Consider the following 21,461-nt stretch of genomic DNA (forward strand, 5'->3'; position numbering starts at 1 on the left):
TGATGACGGTGCGTTCAATCCAGCTTCCGCGAAACGACATAGCCGGAAATTATTCCGGTCAATAATCTGGAAGGTGAGATGCGGGCGAGCCAAATGATGATTTTATTGCCCAGCCCCGGCAACACGGACATACGCCCCGCCTGCATCGCCTTGTATCCCGCTAGAGCAACTTCTTCAGGCTTACTGTAGCCCAGCTTGGCGAGCCGACGATCATCGACCAGACCGGCTTCGTAGAAAAAACGGGTTTTCGTTGCGCTGGCAGCAACATGAGTACACGTCACACCCGTGCCGCGCAAATCGCACGAGAGCGCCTCGGACAGGCTGATGACATAGGACTTCGAGGCGGCATACCCCGTCTCCAGTCCATGGGGAACGATGTAACCGGCCGCCGCGCTGAGATTGAGGATCCGGCCGCGCCCGCGAGGCAGCATTTGCTTTACGTAATGCAAGGTCAGTTCGGAAAGCGTCACAACGTTGAGTTGTAGCATCGCGGTCATTTGAGCCGGGTCGTATCCTTGGAATTCAATGCCTACGATACCGGCACCTGCATTGTTTACCAGGTATTCAATTTGCAACCCCAGATCATTGACTTGATCGATGAGCGCTGCGGCCGCGCCAGGCAAAGACAGATCCTGGCAAAGCCCATAGGCCTCAATGCCAAATACCGATTTGAGCTCCACCACCAGCGCCTGGAGATCATCCCGACCGCGCGGACTGGAACACAGGATGACGCCGACGCCATCGCGAGCGAACAACTTGGCAAACTCAGCTCCGATGCCTCTGGATGCTCCGGTAATCAACGCATATTTCATTTATCACGTTCCCTTGGGTTAAGTCGTTGTCGACAACGGCAGTGTAGGAGCGTGACTTGCTCACCTCGACATCGTCTTTAGGCCAGATTTGAGTCCATTCTGGCCATGCTCATGCATAAACGATTGTGGCCTTTTCGGACCCCAAGATGGTCCCAACTCACCCTTTTTCAGTCCCCTACGCGCCTATTACTCTCAAAGGAGAAACGAATTGCGCCAATCCTTTACTTGATGATCCCAGCGGAACGCCCATGACCTGCGTAGAGACCCAATCCCCCCTTGAGGGACCCGCCCGAAATTACAACTATTACCGTGGGGCCTTGGCCGATTATCAATTGCCTGCTGCCTTCATTGACCTGGACCATTTATTGATCAATCTGGAGCGATTGGGCTTGCGGGCCGGCCATCTGCCTGTGCGACTGGTCACCAAATCAGTGCGCTCTGTGGAAATGATTCGTACGATCATGGCGACGGGGCCGTTCATGAAGGGCTTGTTGTGCTATTCCGCGGCTGAAGCCGCCTGGCTTGCCAGCCATGGATTCGACGATATTGTCGTGGCCTACCCCACCGTGGACACCCGGGACATTCTGAAGGTAACCACCCAACTGCGCAGGGGCCGATCAATCACCTTGATGGTCGACAACCTGGCACAAGTCATCACGATTAATGAAATAGCCCTGACAGAAGACGTCGTCATCCCGTTGTCCATCGATCTGGACATGTCTTCGGATTTTCCGGGGCTTTATTTTGGCGTTCACCGCTCGCCCATCAATGACGCTGCCACGGCCCTGAAGTTGGCCGACGAAATTTCCAGGCGCCGAGGCGTGGTACTGGAAGGGCTCATGGGGTACGAAGGACAAGTCGCCGGTCTGATGGACAATGTGCCAGGGCAAGCCATAAAGAATGGAATCATCCGCTATCTCAAGCGAAGGTCCATCCAGGAAGTCAACGCACGGCGACAAAACGTCGTGACCGCTCTACTGAATGCAGGGCATACATTGCGCTTTGTGAACGGCGGCGGAACAGGCAGTTTCGAAAGTACCCTAAACGATTCATCAGTCACTGAATTGGCAGCAGGTTCAGGACTTTATGCGCCAACCTTGTTCGATCACTACCAGGCCTTTGAACTGCTCCCCTGCGCCGGATTCGCCCTGACCGTCACGCGAACCCAGCACGCGGGTGTAATGGTCTGCTCCGGCGGTGGCTATGTCGCTTCCGGGCCGGCCGGCAAAGATCGCTTGCCCCAACCCTGGTTGCCCAGCGGGTGCACCTTGATCGACAACGAGGCGACGGGCGAGGTGCAGACCCCTTTGCGTCACTCCCCGGCATCGGCGTTGAAGATAGGTGACCCCGTTCTGTTCAGGCATGCCAAAGCCGGCGAGCTCTGCGAGCGATTCAACGAGCTGCTTCTTATCCGCAACGGGCGAGTGGTGGATCGCGTCCCTACCTACCGTGGCGAAGGCAAGAGTTTTTTCTGAACGTATCGAACAAGTCTCTCTTCTACTTTCGCAAGGCGCTGCGCCAAAGGAATATAAAGTAATGAGCCTCCCAGCCAGCATTACCCTTCCATCCGGCAGTAACACCGACGAGCTCACCCAACTTTTCGATGCGCAGCAACAAGCCGTGCGCGTAAGTGGCGCGCCTACCTACAAGCAGCGTATCGCAGACTTGAATGCCGTATTGCACATGATTAAGGCCAATCATGACTTGCTCATCGAGACGGTCTGCGCAGACTTCGGCAACCGCTCGTTTGCTGAAACCCAACTCAGCGAACTCATGCCTATTGTCAACGGTATCAAACATATCCGCGCCCACCTCAAGACATGGATGCGCCCCAGCAAGCGCAAGGTGGGCATGGCGTTCAAACCCGCAACTGCACGCGTCATGTATCAGCCCTTAGGCGTAGTCGGGATTCTGGCCCCCTGGAATTACCCGCTGACATTGACGTTGGCCCCGCTTGTGGAAGCGCTGGCCGCCGGCAACAGGGTAATGCTCAAACCGTCGGAACTGACGCCCCGCACTGCTGAGCTGCTCAAGCGACTGCTCGCCGAAATATTTCCCGTTGAGCAGGTCGCCGTGGTGGTAGGCGATGCCACGCTGGCCAGCCGGTTCAGTGAACAGCCCTTCGATCACTTGCTCTTCACCGGGTCAACGAATATCGGTCGTCATGTCATGGCTGCCGCCGCGCGCAACCTGACCCCGGTGACGCTTGAGCTGGGAGGTAAATCACCCGTGGTCATCGGTACAGATTTCCCCTTGAAAAAAGCGGCACGACTGGTTGCGATAGGCAAGCTCTTCAACGCGGGCCAAACCTGTGTGGCCCCCGACTATGTCATGGTCCCACGTCACCTGGTGGAGACCTTCGCCGCCGAGTGGTTGAACGCAGCGAAGCAGCTATATCCGACCCTCGAAGGCAACAAGGATTACACCTCAATTATCTCGCCAAGACACTACGATCGCCTGGTGAACCTGATTGATCAGGCAAGCACTAGCGGGGCCAGGGTCTGGCAGAACAGCACGGTCAACAGGACCGATGAGCGCAAGATTCCCCCGACCATTCTGACCAATGTGCCCCTGGATGCGGACGTGATGCTCGAAGAAATCTTTGGCCCTCTGTTACCCGTCATTGCCTACGACAACCTCGAGCAAGCAATCGCCTTTATCAATGCTCGTCCCAAACCCCTGGCTCTCTATGGCTTCTCGAACAACGTCGCATTCATTGATCAGCTGCTTGAGCAGACGCGTTCAGGCGGCGCGACGATCAATGGCACGATGCTGCACGCCACCCAGGATGATCTTCCCTTTGGTGGCGTAGGCAACAGCGGGACCGGCGCCTATCACGGGTATGAGGGGTTTGTTCGCCTGTCCCATGCCCGAGGGGTATTCAAGCTGAGCCGCTTCAACATGTCCGACAAAGTTTCGGCCCCCTACGGAATCATGACACGCCTGGTGACCCGATTGATGCTTGGCAAGTAACAAGCCCTTCCTTTAAAAAAAACGAGGTGAATCATGTCATCGGTCTCAACTGCATTATCGACCTTGCGATCTGAATTGCGTGGAATCGCGGTAATCCGACTGGCGCTTGCATACTCCCTCGCCACCGCTGGCCTGAGTCTGACACCCTTTCTGGTGACATCGGTCATGCTCAGGTTTCAGTTGGATGAGATCGTTGCCACGCAAATAGCCGGTGTCGAAATACTCGGAATAGCCATAAGTTGCGCACTGCTTCCGCGATGGATTACTCGAACAGCAGGCGCTTTCACACTCATTGGCATAGTGGGGATCATTATTGGCCAGCTTTCCAGTGCAACGGCGACAACCGTGATTGGCGTCTGCCTCGCACGAGGCCTGAGCGGCTTATGCGAAGGGGCATTGTTTGTCATTGTAGGATCGGCTATTTCCCAACGCGTTGGGACTGATCGGTTGTGGGGCAAGATCAACCTGATTGCCGGCGCGATAAACGGCAGCGTACTGGTCATGATATCGAACCTGCCAGAAAGCTGGCTGAGCCGGTGGCTGTTTCTCCTGCTGACCGGCGTCGCCCTGGTGATTGCTCCGTGGATAACCACGATTGGCAAACTCACCCATAACGTGGTCCAGGTTTCCAGAGGCGTTAAACCACCGAGGAAACTGGTGTTTAGCGTATGGGTCTGCACAGTGCTTATCTATGGCATCCAGGCATCCCAGTGGGCCGTGTCCACAATCGTTGGAGCCCATGCCGGGCTAACTTCCACCACGACCGGCATGCTTCTATCAATCTCATCGTTACTGGGATTTGCCGGCGCCATCGTGCCGTCCATACGTAGTTGTCACAATCATCGGCTGAGCATTATCTGGTGTGCTCAGTTGGTACTGGCCGGTTCGATTATCTGGTTTTTTCTGGAAAGAGACGCGTGGTCTTTCTTCTTGAGCCAAGTACTGGTAAATGCCGCGTTTTTCGTCATCATCCCGTTCCTCAGCGGGCTGCTTTCAGACGTTGATCCAGATGGCTCACTCATCGCACGAACAGTCGTTATCACCTTTCTGGGAGCCGGAGTCGGTACCGCTGTCGCGGGGGCGCTGTTTTCACAGCTCGGTGCTATTCAGTTCGCGTGCGGTCTTGGTCTGGGTATTGCTTTTACGATGCCCTTCGTCTGGTTTTCGCTTCGATCGGCGCAACCCGTCAACTCATACGCAACGGTGCCGCAACATTGAATATCGATGCCCCCAAGCGTACAGGCCCCAATAAGGACCCTCCCAGCAACCTTTCCGGTGATCGATAGATCGCCGGGCCGCATTCGGCGTGTGCCTTTAACGCAATTGAAACATTTTCAGCGCCCTCCGCTCCCCCCCATTGAATACTCCCGACGATCATGTCTTAATCATTCTGTGGTTTAAACACTACCCACCGCCCGTGCTCAAGTGGATAAAGGGAGATCTTTCGGATCCCCTTCCCGGATGCGTTTCCCCAGCGCCAGAGGGAACCGTCAGATACTCATAAAAACCTCCCTTTCAAATAAAAGAGGTTACTGCAGATGATCGCATCAACTCGCTACGCCACGGCTGAACTGCAAGTGAACTTCCTGCGCAGCCTGGCGGACATAAGCATGGATCTGGGGATTGACGCGAGCCGGCTGTGCATCGGGCTCGGCTTTGATGTGGCAGATCTATCCAATCCGCAAAGTCGTGTATCTTTTCGGCAGGCGTCTCTGATGATCAAGCGCGCCCTGGATATGACCAAAGGCCGCAACCGCAGCCTGGGGTTGGACATGAGTGCCCATGAGAGCATTACCTCCATGGGACTGGTGGGTTATGCCATGTTGACCAGTGCGACATTGAGCAGCGCCATCGAGTTGGGCATCGCCCTGCAGAAGCACACGGGGACGTTGCTGTACTTTGAAAAAATCGAAAACGCCGGGAGCTTTTCAATCAGAGCCATCTCTGGCTTTCACGAACCCGACATCCAAACGTTTCTGGTTGAAGAGTCCTTTGGGGTTTTCCTGAATGTTGCACGTACTCTTCTGGGCCAAGAGTTCACCCCGGTATCCATTGAACTGAGCCATCCAAGACCTGCCTATGCGGCGCAATATGAGCAACTGTTCAAATGCCCGATACGCTTTGATCAAAAAGACAATGTCTTCACCTGTGACGCCTGCTGGGCCAACAAACCCATTGCCACACATGATTCGCTGAGCAACAGGCAGGTCATGGAATTGCTGCAAATGGGGGAATATCAAAAATCCATAGAAAGCGAATTCATCGAGTCGATAGAACGAATTGTACGACGTGACTTGCGTCATACCATCAGTCTGTCGTCCGTGGCCTCGCAGCTCTGTATGAGTCGTACATTGCGTCGTCGGTTGACGGAGCACGGCGTTTCTTATCAGGCCGTGCTGGATGATTTACGAAAAAACCGTGCGCTGTCGCTATTGAGCAACCCGCGACTCACACTGGATGAAATTGCTTACGAAGTCGGGTTCAGCGACGCTCACAACTTTCGCAGGGCCTTCAAGCGATGGACGGGGCATGGCCCCAGGCAAACCATCGCCTGAACGCCATGCCCGCACCAGTACGCATCCTGGCGAGGGTATCAAGTCCTTTGCTCGCGGAAAAACTCAAAAATGACGGGAAACGGAAAATACCCAACTGTTCTCGTCTGTTGCTCGTTCATGATCGCCATCTTGCGCAATAAACAACTCCCGCACTTTCGTCTTCGGTGAGACCCAGTCCAACCCCCAGTCGAACCCCCAAAGCCGATAGATAATACCCACGCCATAATCGTAAAAATTAGCTTCGGAAAAATTCTTGATTTGCTGATAACCGGCATGGAGTGTCAAGGTGGCTGCGGAAGTCAGTTCATATTTATAGTCCAGGTCGTACAGCATACTGCCCCGTGAGTTATGGTCTCCCCGTGCATAACATTTCAATGCATCCGTAGGATCACTCATATATTGCAGCATGGTGCCGCACACACCTGAAGTATTAGCGCCGCGATACGTCTTCGAAATAACGGTTGCGATCCGCCCCTGTAGCGCACCGTACCCCAGCTCCAGGACAGCAAACTGATCATTGTAATCAGTGGTTTGCTCGTCGGCCGTCACAAAGTTCTCGACATCAAAACGACTGGGCGCTTTATACTTTGCACCTGGAAAAAACTCGGCCGCGAGACCCAAACCGTAATGCCAGGCATCAGGGTCGCCAAATCGATAACCACCGGCCAGGAGTACACTGTATCCGTCGGCGTTCAAATACTGCTTATCGCTCACCGTCATAAACTCGGCAAGGGCAACCAAACCACTTTCATGGGCGAGCGTGAGGGATAGTTTCGCGCCCGGACGATTTAACGTATCAGAGGTCCCTCTATTACGCATGTCAGTCGCCACTTTTGCGGTCACATCCAACGCATAACTGGCTATCTCATCATCTGCCTGGGCCAGCGAAACGACCAAACTCATCGAGAGTAAGCCGAGCATCGAAACGAACGGTTTTTGATGATTAACGGTTGATTCATTCATTCATGCACCCTTTCATTTTATTGGATTAGGAGAAAGGCAATTGAACAAAATCACTGACACTACGGGCTCAGTTATAAACAAATAGATTGCATCATTATTGTTTGATTAACGGACAAGGCCCGCCCTCACGGGCACCCATGAACCGATGCGTTCGTAACAGCGGGAATGATCGTTATTTACGCGGTTTCTGACTGAATGACTCAAGCCGAAAGCCATGCCAGGCGATGGCTAAAATGCGCAGTCGGCGCGGGGTATATAAGGCATTCATAAACTTCTCGATCAGTCGAAACTTTTCCTGGGTATAGGGATACCAGTTGGCTTCGATCTTGGGCTTTGCCGTATCGATGAGTACCGCCTTGCTGCGGGTAAACCCCAACAAGCCCTCGGGCCCTCGCAACCTTCCGAACCCGCTCTTCTTGGCACCGCCAAAGGGCAGTCCCGGATTACCCTCGCTCATGTTCACGTTGTTGATCGAAACACCGCCGACGTCCAGTGCCTTCGCAACGCGCAGGCCTCGCTCGGCATCAGCGGTAAAAACACTGGCACACAAGCCATAGATCGTCGCATTGGCCTCATCAATAGCCTGTGCTTCACTGGAAAACTTCATTACGGGAAGCACCGGGCCGAACGTTTCATCTTTCCAGACAAGCATTTGTGGCGTGACTCGATCCAGGATGATCGGCTGCACAATCAATGAGTCCCTGGACGGTACTTGGCCAAAACGCAAACGTGCCCCCAAAGCAAGTGCTTCCTCCACGTGTTCGATGACCTTGTCTCTCTGGAAACCCACGGCCATTCGACCAATATCCGCATCACCGTTATCGTCGACACGTACGACAATTTTTCCGGCCTCTTTCACTAATTCATCGACAAAACGATCATGAATACTGTCCTGCACCAGCAGTCGCTCCACGGCGCTGCAGGACTGACCGGCGTTGGTAAACGCCCCCCACAGTGCACCGGCAACCGATCGCGAAATGGACGCATCGGAAAACACGATCATGGGGTCCTTACCACCCAGCTCGAGTTCGACGGGAATCAGCTCCTTGCTTGCCTGGGCCATAATCTTGGTGCCCGTGGGTCCACTGCCGGTAAAAAAGACTTTTGCAGGTTGCTCATCTATAAGGGCCGCCCCCTGACGACCATCGCCGTAGACGATCTGCGCCAACCCTTGAAGCACCGGCGAGCAAGCCAGGAGCTGTTCTATCAAGCCAACGCAGGGGGAGTGCTCGGAGGGTTTGTAGACCACGGCATTTCCCGTAACGATAGCAGCGGCGATGCCGCTAATGGCGCCGTGGAAAGGGTAGTTCCAAGGACAGATGATCAACACAGTGCCCAATGGCTCGTGCAACAACAGCGATTGTTTACCTAACAGGGTAATCGGCGTTTTGACCTTTTCAGGCTTGAGCAGCCGAACAGCATTTTTTTCAAGCCAATTGAGCCAGTCGACTACCCCCAGAACCTCTGCGATCAGGGCATCGGTGCGGCACTTGCCGACCTCTTTCATGATGCGGTCCATAATCATCGATTGGTTCGCCAGGACCGCTTCCTTCAGCTTTGAAATCTCGGCTAAACGCTCCTGGGTGGTGAGATGGAAATACGTTTCAAAAGCACTGCGAGCAGCATCAAAAGCAACTTTAGAGGCCGAAGGTTCAGCATCGACTAGTTTATCGTTCATGTTTGCTTCCATCTCCAATCAAAGCCATAAGGCATACTCAAAACGCAGAACGTCATTGTGGAATGCGCGCGTCATTTTCGTCGTTCACCGAACGTTCCTGAGAACGGGCAACCCGTCTAAAATAACCAAGAGCCGGCAGCGCGAGCAGGGGCGAGACGGACGAAAAGGGGTTGAAAACGGACTGCGATCACGCCCCGAAAGCGACGTTGACTGCAGAGTGCTTACCCGTTTTCCAGAATAGGAAAAGTGACAGAGGATCTAAGCGCAGAATCAGGCAGGCCCCGGGCTGACCGGGGAGGGACAATCTGATCAGAGGTAGGGGCCTGCTCTTCTGGAGAGGTTTTAGTAGCGGGCTGTCAGAACGGTATTTTTCCGGTAAGGATGTCCCACCACATGCGCCAATCAGCCATGAAACTACTGATTGGATATTGGAAAGTTGCGGGTTTATTTCGCTCATAGAAAAAATGCCCGACCCAGGCGAAAGCGTACCCCTGAACCAACGCAAGCAAGAGTAACCACCCATTTTCGGCAGTCACGGCACCAATCGTTAACAGGATTGCGATCGTCGAGCCAATAAAATGAAGGCGACGCGACGTACGATTGGAGTGCTCACTCAGATAGAACGGATAAAATTCCCGAAAATTATGGTACTTCACTGGACCGGTCATTAAGCGGCATCTCCTTGGTCGTTGATGCCGGGGTCGTTCGCAGAAGTCATAGCGTTTTCCTTTAGCATTTAGAGGGGCGTCGAATCTAAAATGTAAAGGAAGCCCATCGTGTGGATGAGCCTTTTGCGGTCAGTCAGGGATCATTAACGGACAGTCTTCATGCGCCGACCCTTTTAATGCGCTAGCACTACGGCCGCGGCAATCGGCCGTCGTTCTTCTTTGTAGTAAGCAACTCAGCCTTGGTCGCCACCCCCGACCGGCATGACCATGCCGGTGATGTAGGAGGCTTCGTCGCTGGCCAAAAACAGAATGGCGCCTGCCTGTTCGTCCAGCGTGCCATAGCGTTTCATCAAACTGCTGTCGAGGGTTTGGTCAACGATCTGCTGGTACCACAACTGTTCCTCAGCGCTCTGTTGGGCGCTATTGCGTGGGATCAGCCGCGGCGGCGCTTCGGTGCCGCCGGGAGCAGTCGCGTTGACCCGCACGCCACGACCTGCCGTTTCGAAAGCCAGGCAAGCGGTCAGCGCATTGACCCCGCCCTTCGCCGCGCCGTAGGGCACGCGGTTGATGCTTCGGGTGGCAATGGACGAAACGTTGACGATAGCGCCGCTGCCCTGCTCAAGCATGAACGGTAATGCGGCATGGCAGCACCACAGTGTCGGGAACAATGAACGGCGGACTTCGGCTTCGATTTGCTGTTGCTCATAATGCTCGAAAGGCTTGGTCCAGATCGTACCGCCGACATTGTTGACCAACACATCGAGGCGACCAAAACGCTCGACAGCGGTTTGCATCACACGTTTGCATTCACTGTATTGCTCGAGGTCGGCGGTCAGCGCGAGCACCTGGCTGTTCTGCCCCAGTTGTTTTTTGAGCTCAAACACCAGATCGGAGCGGTCGACCAGAATCAACCGCGCACCTTCAGCCGCCATGCGTTCGGCCACGCGCCGGCCTATGCCCTGGGCGGCACCGGTAATCAGCGCGACTTTTTCGTGAAATCTGTTCATGTCTTTCTCCCACAACCGCGTGGTTCAAGCCGCGCTGGCGGCAAATTTCTCGTAATAGAAGTTAACCGGCGCAATGCCTTGTTCGCCAAGGAACTGACTGACCGCCTCGACCATTGGCGGCGGGCCGCACAGGTAGACATCGACGTCGCCATCATGCAAATGCCGCGGTTCGATGTATTGGGTCACATAGCCCTTGAGCGGGTGGCGGCTGTCGGGGTTGGCCACACAGGCACTAAAGCTGAAGTGCGGGATGCGTGCGGCAAATGCTTGCAGTCGATCGAGCTCCACCAGGTCGAAATCGTTGGTCACGCCGTAAATCAAATGCAGCGGATACTCACTGCCCTGCTCGGCGATTTTTTCCAGCATCGCGGTAAACGGTGCCAGCCCGGTGCCACCGGCCAACAGCAATAACGGACGGCGAATGTCGCGCAAATAAAAACTGCCCAACGGTCCGGCCAGGCTCATGCTGTCGCCGGCCTTGGCGATGCCGGTCAGGAAACTGCTCATCAAGCCGCCGGGAACGTTGCGAATCAGAAAACTCACCTCACCGTCACGCTGCAACGAGCTGAACGAATACGCACGGGTCTGCTCGCTACCGGGCACCCCGAGGTTCACATACTGCCCCGGCAAAAACGCCAGTTTGCTCAGGGCCTCGCCCTTGATCGACAGCGCAATGGTGCTGTCGGACAACTGTCGCACGGCGCTGATGGTCGCGTCGTAGCGGGCCTGACGGGTGCGGCAGACGTCCGATGAAACCGGCACCCGCACCACGCAATCGCTCTGGGCACGCATTTGGCAGGTCAGGACAAACCCCTGCTGCGCTTCATCGGCGCTGAGGGCGTCCTCGATGTAGTCCTCGCCCAACTCGTAGCGGCCGGCTTCAGCGAAGCATTTGCAAGTTCCGCAAGCGCCGTCGCGACAATCCAATGGAATATTGATGCCTTGGCGGTACGCGGCATCGGCTACGGTTTCGCTGGCATTGGCGTCGATGAAACGGGTGACGCCGTCTTCGAAATTGAAGGCAATTGAATGAGTCATGACGGCCCCCTCAGAGGTGGTAAACATCGATGACCTGGCGAACGTAGTCGTTCTTCAGGATCACTTTCTTGGCCTTGATCAGCGGGTGTTCACCGCGCACATCCAGGGTGTAGAAACTGCTGCCGAAATAGCTGTCTACGGTCTTGTAGCGAAAGCTCAGGGTGTGCCAGTTGAAACGGACCTTGCACAGTCCGTCGGCCTGCTCGATCAGCTCGATGTTGCTGAGGTTGTGCGAGGTACGGGTGTCCGGCACGCTGGCGCTGGAGCGTTCGGTCTTGATGCGGAAAACGCGGTCCTCCAGGCCGGTGCGGCTGCCGTACCAGATCAACGATATTTCTCGCTGCGGATCTTCGGTCAGTTCGTCGTTATCGTCCCAGGACGGCATCCAGAATGTTGCGTCTGGCGCGTACAACGCCAGCCAGTTATCCCATTGTTTATCGTCGAGATAGCGCGCTTCGCGGTAGAGAAAATCACGCACCGCGTCATAGGTCATTGTCATTGCATCGCCTCCACTGCAATCAGTTCGGATTGCTCAGTGGCCAACGCCTTGAGCATGGTCTGCTGCCAATACTTGTGCTGCAGCACGAACAGGCCTTCGTCCTCGGTGCGCACGCCGCTGAGCAGCGGATGCAAGTCAATCGCCTTGGCCGCCTCATCGGCGCCTTTGACCCAGTGCTCGGCGCCACGGGACATGTCGTTCCAGGCGGTGACGCTGCCCTGATAGCCTGTCTGGCAGGAGCGAAACTCTTCCAGGTCGTCCGGAGTGGCCATGCCGCTGACGTTGAAAAAATCCTCGTACTGACGAATGCGGCTCGACCGGGCGCTATCGCTTTCACCTTTGGGGGCGATGCAGTAGATGGTGATTTCCGTGCGGTTGACTGAGATCGGCCGGGCGATGCGAATTTGCGAGCTGAACTGGTCCATCAAGTACACGTTCGGGTACAGGCACAGGTTGCGCGAGTTCTCGATCATCCAGTCTGCTCGAGCCTTACCGAAGTCCTGGGCCAACTCGTCGCGACGTTCGTACAGCGGACGGTCCTCAGGGTTGGACCAGCGGGTCCAAAGCAGCATATGGCCCTTGTCGAAGGAATAGAAACCACCGCCCTGCTTGGCCCAGGTGCCGGCGCTCATGGTGCGAATTTCCTCACCGGCTTCGCGTTGTTTGCGTTGGTTCTGGGTCGCTGCGTAGTTCCAGTGCACAGAGCTGACGTGATAGCCGTCGGCACCGTTTTCGGCGGTCAGTTTCCAGTTGCCTTCATAGAGGTAACTGGAGGCGCCGCGCAGTACTTCCAGGCCATCGGCGGACTGGTCGACGATCATGTCGATGATCTTCGCCGACTCACCCAGGTGTTCCACCAACGGCACGACGTCAGCCTTGAGGCTGCCGAACAGGAAACCGCGATAGGACTCAAAGCGCGCGACTTTGGTCAGGTCATGGGAGCCTTCACAATTGAAGCTTGCCGGGTAGCCGGCCGCCGCCGGGTCCTTGACCTTGAGCAGCTTGCCGCAATTGTTGAAGGTCCAGCCGTGGAAGGGGCAAGTGTACGAACTCTTGTTGCCGGTCTTGTGCCGACAGAGCATCGCGCCACGGTGACTGCACGCGTTGATAAAGGCATTCAACTCACCGTCCTTGTTGCGGGCGATGAAAATCGACTGACGCCCCATGGTGGTTGTGTAGAAATCGTTGATGTTGGGGATCTGGCTTTCGTGAGCCAGGTACAACCAGTTGCCCTCGAAAATGTGCTGCATCTCGAGATCGAACAGTCGCGGGTCGGTGAACATCTCGCGTTTGCAGCGATAGATGCCTTGCTCTGGGTCTTCTTCAAGCAGGGAGTGAAGGTATTCGGGTCGCAGGGACATGGCCGCCGCCTCCATTGTTTTTATTCAGGCAGGGCCATGCTAGGACGGGGAAATGGGTCGGACTATCCGTGGGCTGCAGACCTGTATCCGTTTTGTGCAATGAGAGGTCACTGTTGTTTCGCCCCGAGTGTCGCTCGCAGTGCTGGTCAGCAGTTATCGATAGGCATACAGCAGCTGAGTTTGCCCGCGTCCCAACGTGACAGGTGTCGATCCCCGGCGTTGAGCAGCCTGGATAGCCTATCGGCGTTGCACTTCGCCCAAGAGAACGAGCGTTATCGAGGCCTGGTTGTGGACGCCGAGTCCATCTTTTCAGCGGCGCGCCGTTTCTTCAAATATTGACAAAACTCAACGTTTACGAGCGCGTACAAGGATAATGATTCCATCCTGATCGCCCAATCGAGTTCTGGCTGCTCGAGGCCTGACTCAACCGAGCCTGTAATGGAGTGAGCATGCACTTCTTAGCCTTAGCGGTGGACTTTGACGGTACCATTGCCGAAAACGGCAGCGTTTCATCGGAAGTCTGTGCGTCGCTCATCGCCCTCAAAAATAGCGGCCGCAAGTTACTGCTGGTTACGGGCCGGGAATTGCAAGCGCTCAAGCATCATTTTCCACGCATGGATCTATTTGATCTGGTGATCGCAGAAAACGGCGCGCTCTTGTACGACCCGCTCACAGACACCGAGGAGTCCATCGCAGATCCGGCTTCAACCGAGTTGGTTGACCGCCTACGCGACAAGGGCGTTTCGCCGTTGTCAATCGGCCGGTCGGTTATCGCCACATGGCACCCGTTTGAGAACGCGGTAAGCACCAGCATTCGCGAACTCGGCCTTGAACTGCAGATGACGTTCAACAAGGATGCGATCATGGTTTTGCCGCCTTGTGTAAACAAGGCGTCGGGCCTCAGTGCGGCCTTACGAATACTAGGTATTTGCGAGCTGAACGTGGTGGGCGTGGGCGATGCAGAAAACGACCACGCCTTTCTATCGATCTGTGGCTGTGCGGCGGCAGTGAGCAACGCCATAGCGTCTATAAAGGCCAGCGCTGATCTGTGCCTCAGTCATGATCATGGACGAGGGGTCTGCGAATTGGTGGACATGCTGCTGGAAAAAGACGCCGCGCTGGTTCCCGTCCAGCTCACCGGGATCCAGTTGGGCCAAACCACCGATGCACGCAATGTATGGCTTGCCCCAGAATCGGTGATGCTGGTGGTTGGAAATTCGGGGGCCGGCAAGTCCAGCTATATCACCTGGCTGACCGAACGCATGGTTCAGGCTCACCAGGGTTTTTGCATCCTTGATCCAGAAGGCGATTATCTGACCCTGGACAACGCGGTGACGGTGGGTGGCTTGACCGTACCCCCGACGACAGAAGAGTCGCTGCATCATCTTTTACAGGCGCAGCTCAATGTAGTGGTGAACGCCCTCGCCCTGGATCCGGCGGCGCGAGTGCAATTGTTTGGCGAACTACTCCCTTTTATTCAGCATCTTCGCAGCGTTTCAGGTCGGCCCTACTGGTTAATAGTGGACGAAGCTCATTACATGCTCCCCCACTGTGCCGATTGGCCGCCCGGTTTTCTCGCAAACATCGGTGCAATCATCGTGGCCCTCGACTTCGATCAGGTGTGCCCGGCACTCCTTGAGGGGGTAGACGTGCTGGTGACGCTAGGCAGCACTGCCCGGGAGCTGGTCGAACAGTTCGCCCAACGCATACAGCGCCAGAACCTCCAATTCCCGGAACGTTTGCCAGGCCTGGAACATGCCTGTCTCTGGAATCTTCGCGAGGGCGAAGAGGTGGTTCTGCTCGATCAGGTTCGGCCCAATCAAAAGCACCATCGCCACAGCGGTAAGTACGTTGTGGGGGATGTAGGTACATGGCATTCATTCCACTTTCCTACGCTGGGCCAAAGTGCGTCGAACCTGACTGAGTTCTTCACCTTATCAACGCAGCTTGCGGAGCATGCCCTTCGCGAACATATGAATGCCGGGGATTTTTCTAATTGGTTCCGCAAGGTGATCCGGGATGATGTGCTTGCCAATAAGACACACCTTATTGAAACAAACGGCACCCTGGCTCCCAAGGATGCGTTGGAACAGATCACGCGACTTTTGCAATCGCGCTATCACCTCTGAAAACTGAGCCACTCGAATGCACTGACACCACTTGCCGGCAACCTGAACGATTGAACTGCCCACTAACAGTGAGTCCTGTCAAAGATATGAAATTCATGCATAGGCACACTGAGTCCCACCGAAGCGATCGGATCGGCTGGCTCCGCGCTGCAGTTCTGGGGGCCAACGACGGGATTGTCTCCACCGCCACTATGTTCCCGCTACTAAAACACGTTCGGCGTCGGCAGCCGGTTTCCCCATAATTGCACTCAATGACGGCGCTTGAGGGTGTCCGAAGGCAACTCGCCGAACTGTTTGCGGTAGCTGTCGGAGAACCGTCCCAAGTGCAGAAAGCCGTAATCCATGGCCACTTGCGTGACGTTACGCACATTGCAGGTCGGGTCGCTCAGGTTGGCGTGAATGCGCTCGAGCTTCTTCTGCCGGATGTAGTTTTTCGGCGTATCCCCTGCGTTGCGCTCGAACAGCCCATACAGCGAACGCAGGCTCATCCGCGCCTGGCGCGCCAGTTCTTCGCTGTCGATGTCCTGCTTGAGATTGCCCGCGATGTAGTCAACCAACGCCTCGAACGTAGCCGAGGCTGAGCCGGGATCGGTGCGCATGACGTTGGTCTTCATCAGGCTGAGCATTTTGCTGACAACGATTTGCGTATAGTGCTCCTGCACGCGGGGAATCGGCTCGGCGGCTTCCGCTTCTTGGCAAATCATTGCCAACAGGCCGACGAACCCTTCCAGCTCATTGAGCTGATAACGGCTTTCCAGAAACCGTACGCCCTGCCCCGGATACCGCCAGCGCTGCTCCTCGCACACTGACTCCAACAGCCGTGTGGGGACTTTCAGGATGAATTTTTCGCAATCACTGGAATACGTCAGATCCACCGGATCGTCCGGGTTGATCAACAGCAACTCGCCAGGCGCAAAATAGTGTTCCTGGCCATGCCCACGCCACAGGCAGTGGCCGCGCAGCAGCACTTGCAAGTGATAGATGTTCTCCAAGGCGCCCGACGTGACCTGCACGCTCGCGCCGTAACTGATGCGGCACAAGTCAAGACTGGCGAACTTGCAATGGTTGAGACTGGCCAGCGCCCGGCCACTCCTGGGCATCTGGAGGCAATGATTGCCGACATGCTGGTTGACGTAGCCCGATACCGCATAGGGGTCGGCATGCTCGAAAACCCTGCTGCGATGACTTAACAATTGCGTTTGCATCATCGGTTCACTCTCATTGTCGTTATCGATGGCGCCGCCATTCGAAGGCCGTAACACAGAAGGCCACGAGATAAACAGTCGGTTATCTCGCAGCCCGGTTCGGCAGATCGAGGGTATCAGTCCTCGAGCGCGCGGACCCGTTCATGGCGTTGTTGTTCTTCGGGCTGTGCGGATGCCTGCAAGGTGAAATTGAAGTCGATTTCGGCAAAGCGCCCGCTAACGCCATGGGCCGCCGCCCGCTGAGTATCGTCACTGAAAGTGATCTTGGCGATCAGTTCGTCACGGGTGGCATAGGCGAAATCGTCATGCAGGTATTGATCGCCGTCGAGGTTGATCTGGGTCGTCAGGTGACGATGATCCGGCGCCGAGATAAAGAAATGAATGTGCGCCGGCCGCTGCCCATGGCGCCCCAGTTGATCGAGCAATTGCTGGGTTGGACCATCAGGCGGGCAGCCGTAGCCCGAGGGTACGATGCTGCGAAAACGGTAACGACCCTCGGCATCGGTGACGATGCGTCGACGCAGGTTGAATTCCGATTGCGTGGTATCGAAGTAAGAATAAGTGCCACCGGTGTTGGCGTGCCAGACATCCACCACCGCCCCGGCCAGCGGTTCGCCGGCGGTGTTGCGCACTTGGCCTTGCATGAACAGCACCACGCCAGGATCGGCGCCATCGTCCAACCGCGCTTCGAAGTTCGACAGCGGCGCACCCGCCACATACAGCGGCCCTTCGATAGTCCGCGGGGTGCCACCGGTCTTGCCGGCCTGCTCGTCTTCGGCGTCCATCAGCAGGTCCAGGTAATGCTCAAGACCGAGCCCGGCCACCAGCAGACCGGCCTCCTGGCGCGAACCGAGGATATTGAGGTAGTTGACCGCTTTCCAGAACTCTTCTGGCGTCACGGACAGGTCTTCGATGATGTTTACCGAATCGCGCAGGATGCGGTAAACCAGCGCTTTGGCCCGTGGATCACCGGCCTCGTTACGCAGGCCGCTGGCCTCTTCAAGAAACTTCTGGACACTGGCCGTTTGGGAAATCTTGACGTTCATGGTGGTTCCTCATCTTGTAATTATTAGCGTAGCGAACTGAGCAGGCTGGGTTCAGCGGTCATCCTCGCGAATGGAAGAAGGATGTCGGCATAGCGCGTTGACCTCGATGGCCATGTAGGGGTACAGCGGCAATTGCATCAGCAGGTCGTGCAGTTCCTGAACGCTGTCGACATCAAACACGCTGTAATTGGCGTAGAGCCCGGCGATGCGCCACAGATGACGCCATTTGCCTTGCTGTTGCAGGCGCTGGGCCAGGGACTTCTCATCGGCCTTGAGCTCTGTGGCGCGTTCCGGGTGCATGTCGACCGGTAAATTCACGGTCATTTTTACGTGAAACAGCATGATGCCCTCCTCAGGCTTGATGAACGGCAGTGGATGCCTTGTCCCGACGGAAGAACGCCAGGCGCTCTTCATCCAGGACCCGGCCCAACCCCGGGGTTTGCGGGACGTGCAGTTGAAAATCGCGGTAGACCAATGGCTCGCTGAGGATGTCCTCAGTGAGCAGCAGCGGGCCGAACAGTTCGGTATCCCAGCTCAAGGTGTTGAGCGTGACAAACGCATGCGCCGAGGCCAGCGTGCCGATACCGCCTTCGAGCATGGTGCCACCGTACAAGCCGATACCCGCGGCCTCGGCAATGGCAGCCGTTCGCAACACCGCGCGTGGGCCGCCGTTCTTGGCTATTTTCAGCGCGAATACCGAAGCCGCGCCCTCTCGCGCCAGGTTGAAGGCGTCTTCCACGCATTCGATGGACTCATCGGCCATGATCGGCGCCAGGCTCATGGCATTCAGGCGCACCATGCCGGCGCGGTTATGGCGCGAGATCGGTTGTTCGATCAGGTCGATGCCATGGGTGCCGAGAATCCGGCAGGCCCGCAGAGCCACCGCTTCGTCCCAGGCCTGATTGACATCGACCCGCACACTGGCACGCTCGCCGAGCGCTTTTTTGATCGCAATGACGTGGGCCAGGTCGCGGTTGACCTCGCCGGCGCCAATTTTCAGCTTGAAGATCCGATGGCGGCGCAAGTCGAGCATTTTTTCCGCTTCGGCGATGTCTTTGGCAGTGTCGCCACTGGCCAGGGTCCAGGCCACCGGCAACGCGTCGCGAACCCGGCCGCCCAGCAGCTCGCTGACGGGCAGGCCAAGGCGCTTGCCCTGAGCGTCGAGCAAAGCGCTTTCGATACCCGATTTGGCGAACGTGTTGCCACGAATGCTGCGCTCCAGGCGCAACATCGCAGCGTTCACATTGGCACTGTCCTGGCCAACCAACAGTGGCGCGAAGTGTTTGTCGATGTTGGTCTTGATGCTGTCCGGGCTTTCGTTGCCATAGGCAAGACCGCCGATGGTGGTCGACTCACCGATGCCTTCAATGCCGTCGGCGTTGCGCACCCGAATGATCACCAGCGTCTGGTTCTGCATGGTGTGCATCGCCAATCTATGCGGGCGAATGGTCGGCAGATCGACGATGATCGTCTCGATCGATTCAATGGCAGTTGCACGCATGTCGATACCCGTCAGGTTCTTGAAATTCTGAAACGGATTCTCGTACGGCTTTTTCCAGGCGGCCAATATAGAATTGGTCTCGCTCGATACCTTAAAGGTATTCAACAGACCCGCGTCCGGAGGTCCCATGGAACTGCGCCACCTGCGGTATTTTCAGGTGTTGGCTCAAACCCTCAACTTCACCCGCGCCGCCGAACGGCTGCACATCGCCCAGCCACCCCTGAGCCGGCAGATCCAGCAATTGGAAGACGAACTTGGCGTGCTCCTGCTGGAACGGGGCCGACCGTTGAAGTTGACCGACGCCGGACGGTTTTTCCATGAACACTCCACCACCCTGCTCGAGCAACTGGGCAAGGTTTGCGACAACACGCGCCGGATTGGCCTGGGCGAAAAAACCTGGCTGGGCATTGGCTTTGCGCCCTCGACGCTCTATGGCGTGTTGCCAGAACTGATTCGCCGGTTGCGCCGCGCAGAGCCTCTGGCGCTGGAGTTGGGGCTCTCGGAAATGACCACTTTGCAACAGGTGCAAGCGCTCAAGGCCGGGCGCATTGATGTCGGCTTCGGCCGCATCCGCATTGACGACCCGGCCATCATCCAGACCGTGCTCACCGAGGATCGACTGGTCGCCGCCCTGCCCGCCGGCCACCCTCTCCTCGCCAGCCCCATCAGTCTTGATGACCTGGCCGAAGAACCCTTTGTGCTCTACCCCGGCAACCCGCGCCCCAGTTATGCCGATCATGTGATCGCGCTATTCGAAGCCCGTGGCATGCACATTAAAGTCGCGCAATGGACCAATGAACTGCAAACAGCGATTGGCCTGGTGGGCGCGGGCATCGGGGTCACACTGGTGCCGGCCTCGGTGCAATTGCTGCACCGCGACGACATCGGTTTTACCCCGCTGCTGGAAGACAATGCCACCTCGCCGATTATCCTCAGCAGGCGTGCAGGCGATGTATCGCCGGGGTTGAATCATTGCTTGCGGATGATTGAGATGTTGCTCAAAAAGGAACCGGGCAACCGGAACGATGCTGCGCAAAACCACCCGTTCCACCCGTAGACATTGGCCGCCGCGATTATTTGAAAGTTTGTCCTATCCTTCTATCCAACCGACAACGCCGGAGATAGAAATGTCGACCTCCGAATCCCCCCTGCTCCAAAGCTGGCACCACAACGCCCAATCCTGGATAGAAGCCATCCGCACCGGCTCCATCGAAAGCCGCCTACAGGTCACCGACCAGGCAATCCTGCTGGCGGTGCTAAGCCGCCAGCCCGAGCGCGTACTCGACCTGGGCTGCGGCGAAGGCTGGCTGTTGCGTGTGCTGGCTGAACGGGGCATCACGGCGGTCGGCGTGGATGGCGATGCCACGCTGGTCGAGGCAGCGCGGGCAGCAGGCTCTTCGCCGGTGCATTTGGCGAGTTATGAAGAGTTGGTGGCTGCGAAAGTGGATATCGGCAGCGACTACGACCTGATCTGCGCCAACTTCGCCCTGTTGCACCAGGACATCATCCCGTTGCTCACCGCCATGAACGCCCTACTCACCCCGAGCGGCACGCTGATAGTTCAGACGTTGCATCCATGGACCGCGTCGGCGGGCGACTATCAAGATGGTTGGCGGGAAGAAACCTTCACCGGGTTCCAGGGGCAGTGGCAACCCATGCCGTGGTACTTCCGCACCTTGTCCAGCTGGTTCAACGCCCTGGACATGGCCGGTTTTCAATGGGTCGGACTGCAGGAGCCGCAGCACCCACAAAGTCCTGTGCCGCAGTCGTTGCTGTTGGTGGCCGAGAAGCGGGAAGCGCCCCACGCCTGACGATGCCAGGACACTCGAACCGACTATTACCGAGTTCGCAACGGTGTTTTATCCCTCTTAACGTTGGGCAATTTGTCGCAGGTCGGCTTTTTTTTGGTATCGTTACAAAATTAACCATCCAGTTAACTGCTGTCCTGAATCCCGCCCTGCCGGGCGATCTTGCCAGCGTCAACTTTAAAAGCCGTCAGCGAACACTGTCACGGGAACAGCCACCA

Annotated in this window: 19 protein-coding genes and 1 pseudogene; 8 read left to right on the forward strand and 12 right to left on the reverse strand. The window is 56.5% G+C overall.

The genetic code is table 11. The features are described from left to right. Positions 1 to 14: 14 nt before the first annotated feature. The gene (locus ACA047_RS15050; RefSeq protein WP_497350499.1) at positions 15 to 812 is read right to left on the reverse strand and encodes an SDR family NAD(P)-dependent oxidoreductase; all 798 of its coding nucleotides are present in this window, start codon (positions 810 to 812) and stop codon (positions 15 to 17) included. Between the two features lie 317 nt (positions 813 to 1,129). Between ACA047_RS15050 and ACA047_RS15055 the strand changes: the two genes are divergently transcribed. From ACA047_RS15055 to ACA047_RS15070, 4 genes are all read left to right on the forward strand, one after another. Further along, positions 1,130 to 2,287: an amino acid deaminase/aldolase gene (locus tag ACA047_RS15055; protein WP_497350501.1), complete on the forward strand. Its 1,158-nt coding sequence runs from the start codon at positions 1,130 to 1,132 to the stop codon at positions 2,285 to 2,287. Between the two features lie 61 nt (positions 2,288 to 2,348). Next, complete coding sequence (locus ACA047_RS15060) at positions 2,349 to 3,785, forward strand: coniferyl aldehyde dehydrogenase (protein ID WP_497350503.1); 1,437 nt, start codon at positions 2,349 to 2,351, stop codon at positions 3,783 to 3,785. 33 nt (positions 3,786 to 3,818) lie between these two features. Next, the gene (locus ACA047_RS15065; protein ID WP_497350505.1) at positions 3,819 to 5,003 is read left to right on the forward strand and encodes an MFS transporter; all 1,185 of its coding nucleotides are present in this window, start codon (positions 3,819 to 3,821) and stop codon (positions 5,001 to 5,003) included. A gap of 320 nt (positions 5,004 to 5,323) precedes the next feature. Further along, positions 5,324 to 6,340 carry an AraC family transcriptional regulator gene (locus tag ACA047_RS15070; protein ID WP_497350507.1) on the forward strand — a complete coding sequence of 339 codons (1,017 nt, stop codon included), beginning with the start codon at positions 5,324 to 5,326 and terminating at the stop codon, positions 6,338 to 6,340. A gap of 63 nt (positions 6,341 to 6,403) precedes the next feature. Here ACA047_RS15070 and ACA047_RS15075 read toward each other — a convergent pair whose 3' ends face one another. From ACA047_RS15075 to benA, 7 genes are all read right to left on the reverse strand, one after another. Then, on the reverse strand, positions 6,404 to 7,261 hold the full coding sequence (locus tag ACA047_RS15075) for a TorF family putative porin (RefSeq protein ID WP_497360366.1): 858 nt from the start codon (positions 7,259 to 7,261) through the stop codon (positions 6,404 to 6,406). A gap of 214 nt (positions 7,262 to 7,475) precedes the next feature. Beyond that, a complete protein-coding gene (locus tag ACA047_RS15080; RefSeq protein ID WP_497350509.1) occupies positions 7,476 to 8,981 on the reverse strand; it encodes an aldehyde dehydrogenase family protein in 1,506 nt (501 codons plus the stop codon). A 356-nt stretch (positions 8,982 to 9,337) separates the two neighbouring features. Further along, a complete protein-coding gene (locus ACA047_RS15085; protein WP_497350511.1) occupies positions 9,338 to 9,649 on the reverse strand; it encodes an Mpo1-like protein in 312 nt (103 codons plus the stop codon). Between the two features lie 233 nt (positions 9,650 to 9,882). Next, the gene (locus tag ACA047_RS15090; RefSeq protein ID WP_497350513.1) at positions 9,883 to 10,656 is read right to left on the reverse strand and encodes a 1,6-dihydroxycyclohexa-2,4-diene-1-carboxylate dehydrogenase; all 774 of its coding nucleotides are present in this window, start codon (positions 10,654 to 10,656) and stop codon (positions 9,883 to 9,885) included. Positions 10,657 to 10,680: 24 nt separating this feature from the next. Beyond that, on the reverse strand, positions 10,681 to 11,694 hold the full coding sequence (benC, locus tag ACA047_RS15095) for a benzoate 1,2-dioxygenase electron transfer component BenC (RefSeq protein WP_497350515.1): 1,014 nt from the start codon (positions 11,692 to 11,694) through the stop codon (positions 10,681 to 10,683). Between the two features lie 10 nt (positions 11,695 to 11,704). After that, positions 11,705 to 12,193 carry a benzoate 1,2-dioxygenase small subunit gene (gene benB, locus ACA047_RS15100; RefSeq protein ID WP_497350517.1) on the reverse strand — a complete coding sequence of 163 codons (489 nt, stop codon included), beginning with the start codon at positions 12,191 to 12,193 and terminating at the stop codon, positions 11,705 to 11,707. After that, entirely contained in the window at positions 12,190 to 13,554 is a 1,365-nt protein-coding gene (benA, locus tag ACA047_RS15105) for a benzoate 1,2-dioxygenase large subunit (RefSeq protein WP_497350519.1), read from the reverse strand. Before benA ends, benB begins: the two co-directional genes overlap by 4 nt. Positions 13,555 to 14,003: 449 nt before the next feature. Here benA and ACA047_RS15110 point away from each other — a divergent pair, with 449 nt between their 5' ends. Both ACA047_RS15110 and ACA047_RS15115 read left to right on the forward strand, forming a co-directional pair. After that, positions 14,004 to 15,683 (forward strand): HAD family hydrolase, encoded by a 1,680-nt coding sequence (locus ACA047_RS15110; RefSeq protein WP_497350521.1) that lies wholly within the window; start codon positions 14,004 to 14,006, stop codon positions 15,681 to 15,683. Between the two features lie 86 nt (positions 15,684 to 15,769). Then, positions 15,770 to 15,877, forward strand: a pseudogene (locus ACA047_RS15115) (VIT1/CCC1 transporter family protein); the annotation flags it as partial. A 54-nt stretch (positions 15,878 to 15,931) separates the two neighbouring features. Here the strand turns inward: ACA047_RS15115 and ACA047_RS15120 are convergent. The 4 genes from ACA047_RS15120 to ACA047_RS15135 all read right to left on the reverse strand — a co-directional run bounded on the left by ACA047_RS15120 (position 15,932) and on the right by ACA047_RS15135 (position 19,435). Continuing rightward, a complete protein-coding gene (locus ACA047_RS15120) occupies positions 15,932 to 16,891 on the reverse strand; it encodes an AraC family transcriptional regulator (protein ID WP_497350523.1) in 960 nt (319 codons plus the stop codon). A 113-nt stretch (positions 16,892 to 17,004) separates the two neighbouring features. Beyond that, entirely contained in the window at positions 17,005 to 17,934 is a 930-nt protein-coding gene (catA, locus tag ACA047_RS15125; RefSeq protein ID WP_497350525.1) for a catechol 1,2-dioxygenase, read from the reverse strand. A 51-nt stretch (positions 17,935 to 17,985) separates the two neighbouring features. Next, complete coding sequence (gene catC / locus ACA047_RS15130) at positions 17,986 to 18,276, reverse strand: muconolactone Delta-isomerase (protein WP_497350527.1); 291 nt, start codon at positions 18,274 to 18,276, stop codon at positions 17,986 to 17,988. Between the two features lie 10 nt (positions 18,277 to 18,286). Continuing rightward, complete coding sequence (locus ACA047_RS15135) at positions 18,287 to 19,435, reverse strand: muconate cycloisomerase family protein (protein ID WP_497360368.1); 1,149 nt, start codon at positions 19,433 to 19,435, stop codon at positions 18,287 to 18,289. A 127-nt stretch (positions 19,436 to 19,562) separates the two neighbouring features. On the opposite strand from ACA047_RS15135, the gene ACA047_RS15140 reads away from it, so the two are divergent. Next, positions 19,563 to 20,492, forward strand: a complete 930-nt coding sequence (locus ACA047_RS15140) for a LysR family transcriptional regulator (protein WP_497350529.1) — start codon at positions 19,563 to 19,565, stop codon at positions 20,490 to 20,492. Between the two features lie 70 nt (positions 20,493 to 20,562). After that, positions 20,563 to 21,246 (forward strand): class I SAM-dependent methyltransferase, encoded by a 684-nt coding sequence (locus ACA047_RS15145; RefSeq protein ID WP_497350531.1) that lies wholly within the window; start codon positions 20,563 to 20,565, stop codon positions 21,244 to 21,246. Positions 21,247 to 21,461: the final 215 nt, after the last annotated feature.

It is taken from the genome of Pseudomonas sp. LBUM1664 (assembly GCF_059695895.1).

Excerpts from the sequence above, each read along its gene's own strand:
- ACA047_RS15050 (WP_497350499.1), bottom strand. The coding sequence starts at position 812 with ATGAAATATGCGTTGATTACCGGAGCATCCAGAGGCATCGGAGCTGAG.
- ACA047_RS15060 (WP_497350503.1), top strand. The coding sequence starts at position 2,349 with ATGAGCCTCCCAGCCAGCATTACCCTTCCATCCGGCAGTAACACCGAC.
- ACA047_RS15065 (WP_497350505.1), top strand. The coding sequence starts at position 3,819 with ATGTCATCGGTCTCAACTGCATTATCGACCTTGCGATCTGAATTGCGT.
- ACA047_RS15070 (WP_497350507.1), top strand. The coding sequence starts at position 5,324 with ATGATCGCATCAACTCGCTACGCCACGGCTGAACTGCAAGTGAACTTC.
- ACA047_RS15075 (WP_497360366.1), bottom strand. The coding sequence starts at position 7,261 with ATGCTCGGCTTACTCTCGATGAGTTTGGTCGTTTCGCTGGCCCAGGCA.
- ACA047_RS15080 (WP_497350509.1), bottom strand. The coding sequence starts at position 8,981 with ATGAACGATAAACTAGTCGATGCTGAACCTTCGGCCTCTAAAGTTGCT.
- ACA047_RS15085 (WP_497350511.1), bottom strand. The coding sequence starts at position 9,649 with ATGACCGGTCCAGTGAAGTACCATAATTTTCGGGAATTTTATCCGTTC.
- ACA047_RS15090 (WP_497350513.1), bottom strand. The coding sequence starts at position 10,656 with ATGAACAGATTTCACGAAAAAGTCGCGCTGATTACCGGTGCCGCCCAG.
- benC (WP_497350515.1), bottom strand. The coding sequence starts at position 11,694 with ATGACTCATTCAATTGCCTTCAATTTCGAAGACGGCGTCACCCGTTTC.
- benB (WP_497350517.1), bottom strand. The coding sequence starts at position 12,193 with ATGACAATGACCTATGACGCGGTGCGTGATTTTCTCTACCGCGAAGCG.
- benA (WP_497350519.1), bottom strand. The coding sequence starts at position 13,554 with ATGTCCCTGCGACCCGAATACCTTCACTCCCTGCTTGAAGAAGACCCA.
- ACA047_RS15110 (WP_497350521.1), top strand. The coding sequence starts at position 14,004 with ATGCACTTCTTAGCCTTAGCGGTGGACTTTGACGGTACCATTGCCGAA.
- ACA047_RS15120 (WP_497350523.1), bottom strand. The coding sequence starts at position 16,891 with ATGATGCAAACGCAATTGTTAAGTCATCGCAGCAGGGTTTTCGAGCAT.
- catA (WP_497350525.1), bottom strand. The coding sequence starts at position 17,934 with ATGAACGTCAAGATTTCCCAAACGGCCAGTGTCCAGAAGTTTCTTGAA.
- catC (WP_497350527.1), bottom strand. The coding sequence starts at position 18,276 with ATGCTGTTTCACGTAAAAATGACCGTGAATTTACCGGTCGACATGCAC.
- ACA047_RS15135 (WP_497360368.1), bottom strand. The coding sequence starts at position 19,435 with ATGCGTGCAACTGCCATTGAATCGATCGAGACGATCATCGTCGATCTG.
- ACA047_RS15140 (WP_497350529.1), top strand. The coding sequence starts at position 19,563 with ATGGAACTGCGCCACCTGCGGTATTTTCAGGTGTTGGCTCAAACCCTC.
- ACA047_RS15145 (WP_497350531.1), top strand. The coding sequence starts at position 20,563 with ATGTCGACCTCCGAATCCCCCCTGCTCCAAAGCTGGCACCACAACGCC.